Annotated in this window: 10 protein-coding genes and 1 tRNA gene; 6 read left to right on the top strand and 5 right to left on the bottom strand. The window is 46.6% G+C overall.

What is annotated here, in order from left to right; all coding sequences use genetic code 11:
- Positions 1 to 88 precede the first annotated feature (88 nt).
- Together kdpF and Q1V85_RS24725 are read right to left on the bottom strand one after the other, a co-directional pair.
- A complete protein-coding gene (gene kdpF / locus Q1V85_RS25260; RefSeq protein ID WP_366914029.1) occupies positions 89 to 166 on the bottom strand; it encodes a K(+)-transporting ATPase subunit F in 78 nt (25 codons plus the stop codon).
- Between the two features lie 322 nt (positions 167 to 488).
- On the bottom strand, positions 489 to 1,832 hold the full coding sequence (locus Q1V85_RS24725) for a sigma-54 dependent transcriptional regulator (protein WP_300604749.1): 1,344 nt from the start codon (positions 1,830 to 1,832) through the stop codon (positions 489 to 491).
- Between the two features lie 139 nt (positions 1,833 to 1,971).
- Here Q1V85_RS24725 and Q1V85_RS24730 point away from each other — a divergent pair, with 139 nt between their 5' ends.
- The 3 genes from Q1V85_RS24730 (at position 1,972) to Q1V85_RS24740 (ending at position 4,287) form a co-directional block, all read left to right on the top strand.
- Complete coding sequence (locus Q1V85_RS24730; protein ID WP_300604752.1) at positions 1,972 to 2,994, top strand: LacI family DNA-binding transcriptional regulator; 1,023 nt, start codon at positions 1,972 to 1,974, stop codon at positions 2,992 to 2,994.
- Positions 2,995 to 3,080: 86 nt separating this feature from the next.
- A complete protein-coding gene (locus Q1V85_RS24735) occupies positions 3,081 to 4,115 on the top strand; it encodes an aminoglycoside phosphotransferase family protein (RefSeq protein ID WP_300604755.1) in 1,035 nt (344 codons plus the stop codon).
- 98 nt (positions 4,116 to 4,213) lie between these two features.
- Positions 4,214 to 4,287: transfer RNA gene (locus Q1V85_RS24740), tRNA-Pro, on the top strand.
- A 330-nt stretch (positions 4,288 to 4,617) separates the two neighbouring features.
- Here the strand turns inward: Q1V85_RS24740 and Q1V85_RS24745 are convergent.
- The gene (locus Q1V85_RS24745) at positions 4,618 to 5,508 is read right to left on the bottom strand and encodes a winged helix-turn-helix domain-containing protein (RefSeq protein WP_300604758.1); all 891 of its coding nucleotides are present in this window, start codon (positions 5,506 to 5,508) and stop codon (positions 4,618 to 4,620) included.
- Positions 5,509 to 5,707: 199 nt separating this feature from the next.
- On the opposite strand from Q1V85_RS24745, the gene Q1V85_RS24750 reads away from it, so the two are divergent.
- Positions 5,708 to 6,253, top strand: a complete 546-nt coding sequence (locus tag Q1V85_RS24750; RefSeq protein ID WP_300604760.1) for a hypothetical protein — start codon at positions 5,708 to 5,710, stop codon at positions 6,251 to 6,253.
- A gap of 168 nt (positions 6,254 to 6,421) precedes the next feature.
- Here the strand turns inward: Q1V85_RS24750 and Q1V85_RS24755 are convergent, their stop codons facing one another.
- A complete protein-coding gene (locus Q1V85_RS24755) occupies positions 6,422 to 8,125 on the bottom strand; it encodes a serine hydrolase domain-containing protein (protein ID WP_300604763.1) in 1,704 nt (567 codons plus the stop codon).
- Between the two features lie 208 nt (positions 8,126 to 8,333).
- On the opposite strand from Q1V85_RS24755, the gene Q1V85_RS24760 reads away from it, so the two are divergent.
- Positions 8,334 to 9,422, top strand: a complete 1,089-nt coding sequence (locus Q1V85_RS24760; protein ID WP_300604766.1) for an N-acetylmuramoyl-L-alanine amidase — start codon at positions 8,334 to 8,336, stop codon at positions 9,420 to 9,422.
- A gap of 97 nt (positions 9,423 to 9,519) precedes the next feature.
- Here Q1V85_RS24760 and Q1V85_RS24765 read toward each other — a convergent pair whose 3' ends face one another.
- A complete protein-coding gene (locus Q1V85_RS24765) occupies positions 9,520 to 9,741 on the bottom strand; it encodes a hypothetical protein (RefSeq protein WP_300604770.1) in 222 nt (73 codons plus the stop codon).
- Between the two features lie 33 nt (positions 9,742 to 9,774).
- On the opposite strand from Q1V85_RS24765, the gene Q1V85_RS24770 reads away from it, so the two are divergent.
- Complete coding sequence (locus tag Q1V85_RS24770) at positions 9,775 to 12,480, top strand: GH116 family glycosyl-hydrolase (protein WP_300604773.1); 2,706 nt, start codon at positions 9,775 to 9,777, stop codon at positions 12,478 to 12,480.
- The last annotated feature ends 11 nt before the right edge of the window (positions 12,481 to 12,491 follow it).

The following is a 12,491-nucleotide window of genomic DNA, read 5'->3' on the forward strand; positions in this document are numbered from 1 at the left end:
TTATAGTGAGAAGTGAAATGTTTTTGGTGAGAAGTTTTATAGTGAGAAGTTATAGTGAAACGTTTTTAGTGAAAAGTAGGGCTGCGGTCTAGAACTTTTCGGGTTTGAGGAGTACATAGCATGTATAAATAAATACAAGTATGGCGATGATTAGTAGTCCTGTCATTTTGATTACGTTTAAATAGTTTGAAAATGCTGCCTATATTTTTTCAAAAAAGGTAATGGATCTGAAAAAGAGGATAAAGCAGCTGATGCCGGAAAGAATAAGAATACCTGTTAACATATTTCAGTAATTATTTAATGTTTTAAAGTCAACCCTCCGGTGCCAAAAACAGCTCCGGATTTTTTAGATAGTTATAATATATTGATTGCCATTTGGTTATTTGTTGGCCGGCGTTTTTGGGGAATAAAAAAACCTATCAAAATGATAGGTGTGGTTCTCAAAATGATAAATGAAGGTCGGAATTGCCCGGAGCAGGTAATGGGTGTTAAAGCCTGTATTCATCAATTTTCCGGTACAGGGTGGCGATCCCGATTTCGAGGATGCGGGCGGCCTCCGCCTTATTGCCTTTGGTAAATTGCAGGATCCGGCGGATATGGCTTTTCTCCATGGAAGCCAGCGACGAAGGATTTTCTACGGAGCCAGAGGCAGGAGACTGGTATTGCTGAATCTCCAGAGGAAGGTCTTCTACGTGCAGTTCATCACCCTGCATCAGGATCACGCTGCGTTCAATGCTGTTCTTCAGCTCCCGTATATTGCCCGGCCAGTTGTAGCTTTCCAGGGCGCGAAAAGCTTCCGGCGAAATGTGGAGCATTTTCCGGTTGGTTTTTTCGGCAAAGAAACGGAGGTAGAAACCCGCCAGTTCTTTGATGTCTTTTTTCCGCTCCCGTAATGCCGGCAGATTGATTTTAAAGGTAGCGATCCGGTAATAGAGGTCTTCCCGGAATTGCCCGGCTTCAATTTCCTTCAGCAGGTTCCGGTTGGTGGCGGCCAATAACCGTATATTGATCTTTGTAGGTTTGGTTTCCCCGATTTTGATAAATTCTCCGGATTCAAGCACCCGCAACAATTTCGCCTGCAGGTCAATCGCCATTTCGCCGATCTCATCCAGGAAAAGGGTACCGTTATGGGCCTCCTCAAGCAGGCCCGCCTGGTCTTTTACCGCACCGGTAAAGGAACCGGCCCGGTGTCCGAAAAGTTCTCCCTCCAGCAGTTCGCGACTGAACGCCGCACAGTTGATGGCCACAAAACTTTTATTGCTCCGGTTACTGGCCTCATGTATGGCCCTTGCAAACACCTCTTTGCCGGTGCCGGTTTCTCCTGTGAATAGAACGGTGGCATCGGTGGGGGCTACTTTTTTGCCAAAAAGAATGGCTTGCTGAATGATTTCAGATGTGCCGATGACGCTGTCGAAGGAATATTTGTTGCCCAGCTGCTGTTCCAGTTGCTGTACTCTTTTGTGGAGGGTTACTTTTTCTATAGCCCGGTTCAGTAATGGAATGATCCGGTTATTGTCATCTCCTTTCGTAATGTAGTCAAATGCACCGTTTTTAATGGCCTGTACACCATCCGGAATATTCCCATAGGCCGTTAGCAGGATCACTTCTGTTTGCGGTGCCAGGGCTTTTATTTTTTTTACCAGTTCCACACCATTGTCGTCCGGCAGTTTTACATCGCAGAGTACCACATCCACCCCGGTTTTTTCCAGCAGTTTCAATCCGGAGCGACCGTCTCCCGTCTGGAATACCTCAAACCCTTCAAGTGTGATGATCCGGGAAAGGAGCTGTCTTAATTTTTCTTCGTCATCAATGATCAGTACCCTGTGTTTCATTGTAAAAAAACTTAAAGCAAAAGTAATGGAATAATTTATCGGGTGTTTTTTAGAAAATACAATAGGTTTGCCAAGAACCGGTTTGCGGAGCAACTATAAAATAATTGTTTTATCTTTAAGTTTTGCATATATTAGAATTGTGAGCGAGTCAATACCAACCATAAAGGAGATCGCCAGGCGGCTGAACGTTTCTGTATCCACTGTATCAAGAGCGTTGAGCGATCATCCACGGATCAGTACAAAAACAAAAGAGGCGGTAAAAGAGCTGGCCAAGGCACTGAATTACGAACCCAATTCCAAGGCGATTTTTTTCAAACAAAAAAGAAGTTTCGTAATCGGGGTGATTGTGCCGCATATTTATGAAGACTTCTTCTCAAAAGGCATCAGTGGTATTGAGGATGTGGCACTGGAAAACGGCTACACGATCTTGTTTGGTCAGAGCCACGACCGGATTGATAAGGAACGCCAGGTAGTAGATGCGATGAAGAACCAGCGGGTAGACGGGCTGATCATTTCTTTGTCGAAAGAAACCAATAAAAGCGATCATCTGAAAACGCTGGATGCCTATAATATACCCGTGGTGTATTTTGACCGGGTCCCATCCCTTCCCGGTGTAAATAAAGTGTTTTGCAATTTATTTGAAGGTACGGTGGATATGATCGAGTGGCTGTTCAAGCAGGACCGGAAGCGTATTGCATTCATCAACGGTCCGGGTGCGATCATTGCTTCCAAGGAACGGCTGGATGGTTATATAGAAGGGATCTCCCGGAGAAAACTTAAGGTAGATATGCAGATGGTGGAACAAACCGATTTTTCGGAAGAGGGCACACACAAAGCAGTAGCCCGTCTGCTGGCGCTTAAAAAACCGCCGGATGCCATTATCAGTTTCAACGATTACGTACATATGGATGCGGTTAAATATGCGCTTAAGGAACATGTAAAAATTAATGAAGATATCCTGTTTGCCAGCTATGCCAATATATCGGTAAACAAACACACTGCTTACCCGCCCGTTGTTTCTATAGACCAGTTCCCGTATAGCCAGGGCGAGGCTGCCATGAAAATGCTGATGGATATTTTGCAGAACAAACCCGAAGACGGTGCCGTTGACAAGGCATTCCGGCACCAGGAAATTCCTGTTGCACTGGTTTATAACTCCTGAAAATCGTCTACAGGGCAAACGTTTGCACCGGGTTTTGAAAAAAAACTTACACTTTATTTTATACATTTATCCCTTTAAACCAAATTATGGATAAAGTACTTGCCGGTTATGGATTAAAGGCAGATCAGTGTTCGGTAAAGCCTTTTGGCAGTGGGTTGATCAATCATACATGGGAACTTCGAAACGGGGGAGAACGGTATATTTTACAAAAAGTAAATCAGAACGTATTCCGGGAACCGGAAGCCATTGCATGGAACCTGGAGTTTATTGATGCTTACCTGCATCAGCAGGACGGGGCTTATTTTTTTGTGGCGCCGGTTAAGACTACTTCAGGAGGAACAATGTTGCATATTGCGGATGATGGCTATTACCGGATGTTTCCATTTGTAAAAGGCAGTCATTCGGTAGACGTGGTGGAGGAGCCGAAGCAGGCCTATGAGGCGGCAAAACAATTTGGCATGTTTACCCGGAAGCTCTCGGGTATTGACGTAGATGCACTGAAGATTACGCTGCCATCCTTTCATGACCTGGTATTGCGGTATGAACAATTCCTTGAGGCGTTGGAAAAAGGGAATGCTGAGCGGGCTATAGAGGCTGAAACGGTGATCCGTGCATTAAAGGAGCATGCAGACATTGTAGACCGCTTCCGGGAAATATTAAAGAACCCTGATTTTAAACGGCGGGTAACGCATCACGATACCAAGATCAGCAATGTGCTGTTTGATGAAGATAACAAAGGACTTTGTGTGATTGACCTGGATACGGTGATGCCGGGTTATTTTATCAGCGATGTAGGCGATATGATGCGTACTTATCTTTGCCCGGTAAGCGAGGAGGAAAAGGATTTTAGTAAAATTGTGGTACGCGAAGATTACTACCGGGCCATCGTAGATGGATACCTGGGAGAAATGCAGGATGAGCTGACACCGGCGGAAAAAGCGCACTTTTTCTACTCCGGGCTGTTTATGATCTATATGCAGGCCCTCCGGTTTTTAACCGATCATTTAAATGACGACCGCTATTATGGTGCAAAGTATGAAGGGCATAATTTTATAAGAGCACAGAACCAACTCACCTTATTAAAGCGGTTACTGGAGAAGCGGGAAGTACTGGAAGGATAGTTTTTTTCTTTCCGGGCTTTTATTTTTCTTTTTTATAAAATTTTCCTTACTTTTGCACCCGCTTAGTTTATAAGCACCGGAAATTTAAATACCGGATTCGGGAAGTAGCGCAGGCCGGTAGCGCACCTGGTTTGGGACCAGGGGGTCGCAGGTTCGAATCCTGTCTTCCCGACTTAGAGAAGCTCAGTAGTAATACTGGGCTTCTTGATTTTTATACCGGTAACGCATCCCGCGTTGGCGGGAGGGCGCTAGGCAGAATCTATTGTTCCCGACATTCATAAAGGCTCTGATTATTCAGAGCCCTTTTTTATGGGCGATTATGAACGATATGGTATTTAAGGATCAAGTGAAAAAGTGGATCAAGTGAAAAAGTCAGCGCTTTTTTATTAGTAATATCCGCTATCCGGCCTTTACGGCTCAACTGACCACAGGCGTAATTCCGGGGGCGAAGCGTTGATGGAGCGATTTTATGCTTTAAAAGAGCGGCTTGAGGAAATGCTTCTTAAGCGCCAATTTCAAGCTTATATCCCTTTCCACGGATAACCACAATTTTGATATTCGGATCAGGTTCCAGCTTTTTCCTGAGCTTTGATATGAACATATCCAAACTGCGTCCCACAATAACACCCTCATCTTCCCATATCTCTTTTTGCAGCCGGTTTCGCTCTATAACCTCGTTGGGAGACAAAGCGAAAATGCGTAGTACACGTGCTTCGGTCCTGGTCAGGTCAATCGTCTTGCCATATGCTGTGAGCTTACGGGTCTTCGCGTCGAACAACATCGACCCTAAAGCGAGCCTATCCGTATGCTGATTGTCAGGGATGGCCCTGCGCGGCCTGGCTGACCTCAAAAAAACAAAACCAACGAATGCCAAAACCGACAGGCTGCCCAGAAGGGATACCTGCTTTACGGTATTGATGTCCGCGGGTTTGAATTTAATGTCCATCATATAACATGCGGTGGGCTGTTTTCTTCCCCTACATGCTACAATATCATTTTTTTTATTTGCGGAAATAGCAAATCCATAGGCTACACTGGCGTTGTCGCAGTTCAATATGTTAACAACATAATCATTGGCTAGCGGGTCTTTGGCTAACAGGCGTTGTGTAATGGTTACAAGCGACTCCGGTTCAAAAGTAAGCGCATGCTCAAAACGGATCCGGTATTCATAATCCCGGATCTTTTTTACCGGAAGTACTCTTGATGTGCTGTCGCCCGACTGCAGGAGTAATTCATGCCCGATTTGGCGGAGTAAAACTTCCCTTCTGGCGATGTCATAGTCGTCATTGCCGGTTATGCTGAAAGCCACACAGATGATTGAGATAAACGAGAGTAATACCAGCCCGAACAGGTACTTGCGCTTCCCTGCGAGGATATTTCGGCTATCAGACATACGATTTACAATTTATTTACAAAGGTTACATTTTTATTTACAATCCACATTTCCAGGCTGAAACGCTGGAAGATAACTTCGCTGCATCAACGTTGACAGGATCGGTAAACAACGAAAATGGTTTAATGTTTACTAAAAAATGAAAGAAGCTACATTGACCGCTATTGGAATCGTATCTCTTTTACCCAAAAAATAAAAAATGATGAAAAAAGTTATTTATGCGCTGATCTTACCGCTTGTTGTGGTAAGTGGACTGGTAATTGCCAATCACGAAATTAAAAATGAAATTTCTAAAAAATTGCCTCCCAGGCCGCCCGTTGCTGCTGAAAGGAATGCCGAATTGAAACAATGGGAGGCTACCCCTGAGGGGATAAAGTACAAAAAGTGGGAAGCGTCTCCCGAAGGTAAAAAAGTGCTTACCGTTGCTGCTAAAATTAAAAAACACATTGATGGTTTTACGAATATGGAGGCTGTGGTAACCGCTCTTTCACTTCCGCCAGGCTCACGATTAGGTTTCGGTGTGATGGTCAAAATGAATGGCGACGACTATATTCTTAGCTTTGGGCTGGAATCGTCTTATGAATATCAGCAATTGCACGGTCTGAAAGTTAACGACAAAATAATCATCAGAAGCCATAGCGTATCGCACGCGCCCAAGTATGCATACCCAATCATATCGGGCGACTATGTAGAACGGGATGGTAAAATAATGTATAAACGTGCCCCTCACAAAGGCGGTTGCTGAGTAGCGTTAGAATGGAAAGACCATCACAGACTTAAAAGTGCAGCCGGTCGAAAATATTGGTATGCTAATTTAACGTCTTTAAAAACATCTATAACGCATTCACAACCGCTTCTACAGCAGCCACGGGACAAGAGGCCGGGCGCTTCAAAAGCGTTCCGGGTTGCCGCATCATTGCTTTGTTACAACAATCGTACGGTTACCGGCGGTTGATTCAATGGTGAGCGCATTCCCGGTATTACCGCGCCGGATATGATATTCCCGCTGCTGGGTATAATCCGGCACCACAAAAGAACTGTCTGACAGGAAGTATGCCTGGTACCTGATAGGGGAGGTTCGGTCCGGTTGCATATACAGGTCGTTCTGCTCAAACTTCAGTTGCATGTTGGCTGATTCGCCGGTGTAGTGGCCTTCCAGGGATTGCTGTAGTTCCTTTGTGGGTACAACGGTTTTAACAATCGTGGGAACATAAAACCGGTCCCAGTTGTAAACCCGGGCCACGCTGTTGCAGATTTCCAGCATGAACTGGCTGTTGTTGCTGTTGGTCATTACTACAACGCCATAGCCATCTTTGATGCTGCCATAGGAAGCGCAGGTAAATCCTTCGTTTCCGCCGTTGTGGTTAAAATAATAAGCCCCGTTTTTATACCGGAGAAATACACCCAGCGCCACCTTGCTTTCATTGTACATGACCACGGGTTTGAAGCGCTCCTGCATCAATGACGGCGATAATACCTTGCCGGGTTTTCCCTCCAGCGTCAACTGGCAATCGATCATATACTTCGCGAGATCGGAAGGCGTGGTCCAAAGACCCGCTGCCGCATATTCGGGGTAAATATGATACTTGCCTTTTACAGGCCTGCCGTCGCTATAATAACCAGAGGCTATATTGAAGGTATCATTGTTGAGCAGGTACCGGCTGTCGTTCATTTGCAGGGGGCGGAATACCTCCCGGGTCATAAAGTGGTCATAGGACTCTCCTGCAACATCGGTTAACAGCAGTTGCGAGATGGTGGTGCCGCCTCCGGAATATTCGAACCGGGTACCGGGTTTAAAAATGAACCGGACCGCTGCGGAATTAGCGGGAGACGTACCGTTCAGCACCTGGTCAACGCGGGGTATGGGCATGCCGCGCTCATAACCCGAAAATCCGGATACGCCCAATCCGGCGGAATGACTCAGCAAACTTCTCAGCGTCACAATGGTACCGGCACTTACGCTGTCGTATGGCAGTTTCCAGGTCTTCAGATAGCGGTTGATATCTACATCGAGGTCAACCTTTCCCATTTGCACCAATTTCAGCAGCCCCATGCTGTTGATGGTCTTGCTGATAGATGCCGCCTGGAACCGGGTGTGGGTATTGACCGGCCGGTGCTCCGATTCATCGGCCCATCCATAGGCCCTTGCCCAGTCGATTTTATAATCTTTGATCACCGCAATGCTCACCCCCTTTACATGCAGTTCTTTCATTCGCTCTAATAAATTAACAGCAGGTATCAGGCTGTCCGGACTATATACGATTGCAGGTGCCAAAGAATTTTCTACCCGGGCTATTTTATCGTTGAGTACTGCTTCCGTTTTTTGCGCCATAACCGGAACGGTAAAAGCATTGAGCAAAACTCCTGTTAACAGGAAGTATATTTTTAGCTTCGTTTTCTTTTTTTTTCCGGGAAGGGAAAGCTGTTGTTTCAGTAAACAGCAGGAGTGATTCAGGGATGTGATCTCATCCAGGTAGCCGGTCGTCATTTTTTCATGGAAGTTAAGGAATGTATGGGTATCGGCAAGCACAGCAGCCTGGTATATGGGAATGACGCAATACGTTGCAAAACGGAAACGCTCCGCAATGCTTTTTCTCCGGAAAAGGGTAAAGACCATGCCGTGCCGTTATTACGCAGCAAAAAAATAACAATATTTAAGCAGTGCTTTGTATGGTGCTGTTTATCAGTTGATTGTTGTTGGGTTGGGTTCGTGTGGCACATCAAACAGCCGGTTTGTGATCCCTTGTTTTTTTATGACTTCCTGTTTAATTCGCGTATCTTTCATGTATCAACTTTATTCATGAAAACAACGGATCGGTCGATTTATGTATCGTAAAATCATACAACTCACCAGCCTGGTATTTGTTTGCTGTGTCCTGGGTTGCTCCAGTAAATCAGTAGCACGGAAGACCAACGTGCTGGGTAACAACACCCGGGATCAGCGCAGCCAGCAGCCGGAACCGGCAGGGCAGTCGAACCAAACGGTTTTTCAAACACCGGACCAGCAGCGGCAGGCGCATAATCAAAATGAATCCGTAATTGTTGAAAAGAGAATCGCCGCTTATAAGCCCTTCATCTCTAAAAATACCAATACCGCTCCTGAACGGTTGGTTTATGGAACCCCGCCGTATTATTTGTATAAATCAGACAGCCTTCAAAAATCGTACTCCCGGAGAATTTATTATGAAAACATCAATAAGATCATCGACCAGCTTTCGGAAACACCGGATGACAAACAGAATCCCGCTGTGAATGCCGATAACTGGTATGCGGCCATTGATTTTAATATCCGCAAGCCCCAGTTTATCATCTTACATCACACATCGCAAAAAAGCGTGGAACAAACACTATATACCTTTTCTGTTCGTAAAGACAAAGAATCAAGTGCACACTATGTGATCGGCCGGGATGGAACGGTATACCAGATGTTGAATGATTATGTGCGGTCTTACCACGCCGGTGCCGGCAAATGGGGCAATATTGTTGATATGAATTCCTGCAGTCTGGGTATTGAAATCGACAATGATGGTGAAACCGAAAAGTTTACCCCGGATCAGATCAATGCACTGCTGAAGCTATTGTCATACCTGAAAGAAAAATACAGCATCCCCACCGGCAATATTATCGGCCACTCCGATTATGCCGTGGGCAGAAAAGATGATCCAAGCGTGCTTTTTCCCTGGGCGCAGCTGGCAAAGGAAGGGTTCGGGTTCTGGTACGATCCCAACAATTTAAAACAGCCCCCTGCTGACTTTGATCCGATTTTAGCCTTGCGCATCATTGGCTATAATATAGATGATCAGGCGAAGGCCATCGAAGCCTTTAAACATCATTTTATTCAAAATAATGTGTCGAAAATTTTAACGGATGCTGATAAAAAGATCCTGTACAATATCATGCTTAAATACAAATAACGGAACTGTTTTATTGCTCCGGGATGTTGAAAAAACGGGATGTCTTCGCCGGTGAAAGACTGCATTATGTTTTGTCCGGATGTGATGTCTTGCCATTTTAAAAATACAATTTCTGTACTGCGGGATAAATTTGTTCATAAAGCTGGTAAATGAATTTATGTTTTTGAAGACCTGGTGAAAAACGTTCTTTTAAGACCTCCTGAATTTGACTCAAAGCCGCTGCTGTGGCGCTTCGCATTGCAGTTTCCACTATATTTGAAATCCGGTTAGTAAAGCGATGGCTGCTGTTTTTCTTATGGATCGTTGTAAGCGGCGCCATCGGCCCCAGCTATTTCAAATACAAAAAACAGGTATGCAAGATCGTTATAACATCTCCCGTCGCAACTTTATCCGTAAAGGCAGTCTGGCCGGTGCCGGATTGGTACTTACAACTCCCGCGTGGGCTGGTTTGCAGCAGCCGGCAACAAGTGGTCCCGCTGCAATACATTCCGGTACAAAATTGACTGGATCTTTATATGAACGGTCAGCGGTAACCACGTATTTAAAATCAAAAGATGAATTAAAATATATCGGGATGCCGGTGGGCGGCATCAATACTGGCGGATTATACCTGGGGGGCGATGGAACACTCTGGCTCTGGGATATCTTTAACCTGAACCAGGAAGGCATTAACCCGTTGGATGTTCCCTGGAAGGACCCGGTACATGAGGGACAGAAAATACGTTCGCGCGATGGAGGCAGCTATGTAGCACCACCCAAAAGCAAGGAAGTACGGTTGCTGGAGCAAGGCTTTGCCGTAAAGCTCGAATATGAGGGAAAAACAATCGTCCGGAAGCTGGATGAACAGGACTGGGAAGAAGTACGTTTTGAAGCCACTTACCCGGTCGCTACTATTACCTATACAGACAAAGCCCTGCCGGTGGAAGTGGTGATGCAGGCGTTTAGTCCGTTTATACCGCTGGATACGGACCGTTCGGGTATTCCTGCTACCATTTTCAATATAGAAATCCGGAATAAGAGCGCACAGCCGATGAGGGCAAGCGTTGCCGGATGGCTGGAAAATAAAGCAGCCCCCTATACGGGATTGATCAACCGGTTGCAACGGAAAAGTACCGCATTTAAAGAGGGAAGTACTACGGGGATCTATTATACCTTGGAAAAAACGTCTTTTGGAAACCAACAGGCGGAAAAGAGTTTTGACTTCGGCACACTTTGCCTGGCGGCCCTCAACGGCAGCGCGGTAGTGAATACAGATGTAGATATAGCAGAAGAAGCCGCATTGTTTTCGGCCGGTAATGCATCCGAAGCATTAAAAGCTGCCCAGCAAAAATTGATGGGTAGCGTAGCTGTGGTTATGGAGGTGGCTGCCGGACAATCGGCAATGGTCCCTTATGTGCTCAGCTGGCACACGCCCAACCTGATGATGGATAGTGGTAAGGTATTGCCGGAGGCCGACCGGGGCCGCTACTACGATAACCAGTTTAAAAATGCAAAGGAGGTGGCAATCTATGTGGCCGCAAATGTTAAGGAGCTGTCGGGGCTTACCCTGCTTTGGAAAGATACCTGGTATGACGCCACCTTGCCGTATTGGTTTCTCGATCGCACATTTGTGAATATTGCCGCGCTGGCTTCCACCACCTCGCACCGGTTTAAATCGGGCCGGTACTGGGCATGGGAAGGCGTAGGCGCCTGCCAGGGAAATTGTACGCATGTATGGCAATATGCACAGGGCACGGGACGGATTTTTCCGGCCATGGAACGGGACAACCGCGAGCGGGTAGACCTGGGCATTTCCCTGCAGGAAAATGGGGGCATCTGGTTTCGGGGGGAATATGATAAACGCCCGGCCATTGACGGACAGGCCGGACGGGTACTGGGTTGCTATCGCGAGCACCAGATGAGTGCGGATCACCGCTTTCTGCAACAGAACTGGGATAAAATAAAACGGGCCACGCAGTTTATCATCAACCAGGATAAGAATAAAGACGGTATGGTAGATACGCCGCTCGAAAATACATTGGATGCGATCTGGGACGGCGAAATTGCCTGGATTGTGGGGTTATGCATCGCTGCCGTAAAAGCCGGCCAGCTGATGGCGGAAGAAATGCAGGATACGGCTTTTGCCGCCACCTGCCGGGATTATGTGCAAAAGGGAAGCCGCAACATGCACGACCACCTTTTCAATGGCGAATATTTTATCCATCGCCCGGATCCTGTAAAAGGCCGCAAAAATGTGGGCTCTTATAATACCTGTCATATAGACCAGGTGTTCGGACAAAGCTGGGCCTTCCAGGTAGGATTGGGCCGGATCATCGATCAAAAGCAGAGCCTGTCGGCACTGCGGGCACTGTGGAAATACAATTTTGTAAAAGATATGGGCCGGTATGCGGAAACGCATAAGGGTGGCCGTCCCTACGCCTTATATGGCGAGTCGGGTATGGTAATGAACACCAATCCAAAAAATGAACCGAAGCCTTATGGAGAGAATGCCACCTGGCAGATGGGATACTTTCATGAATGTATGAGCGGCTTTGAACACCAGGTTGCCAGTCATATGATGGCCGAAGGCATGACGGATGAAGCCATGACGCTGACCCGGGCCATACACGACCGCTATCATGCATCCAAACGCAATCCGTTTAACGAAATTGAGTGCAGTGATCATTACGGGCGCGCCATGGCCAGCTATGGTACCTTTATTACTGCCTGCGGGTTTGAATACCATGGTCCCAAAGGTCATATCCGCTTTGCTCCAAAATGGCACCAGGAGCATTTTAAAGCGGCTTTTACCGCTGCGGAAGGTTGGGGTAGTTATACGCAAAAAAGCATGCAGGGCAAACAGGAGGCGGTCCTGGAAGTAAAATACGGGAAACTGCTGCTGAACAGCATCGGCCTGCAACCGGTACCGGGTGTAAAGCCCCGGAATATTGTGGTGACCGCAGGCAATGAAAAACTGACTGTTAAAGCGGATGTCAGGGCCGGTGAGCTACAGATCCGTTTCAATCAACCGGTAACCCTGCTGCCCGGCGCAGCTTTAAAGATCGTACTGGGCGCTTAACAGATGCGCTT

The organism is Niabella sp., from assembly GCF_030150205.1.
Taxonomy (GTDB): Bacteria; Bacteroidota; Bacteroidia; order Chitinophagales; family Chitinophagaceae; genus Niabella.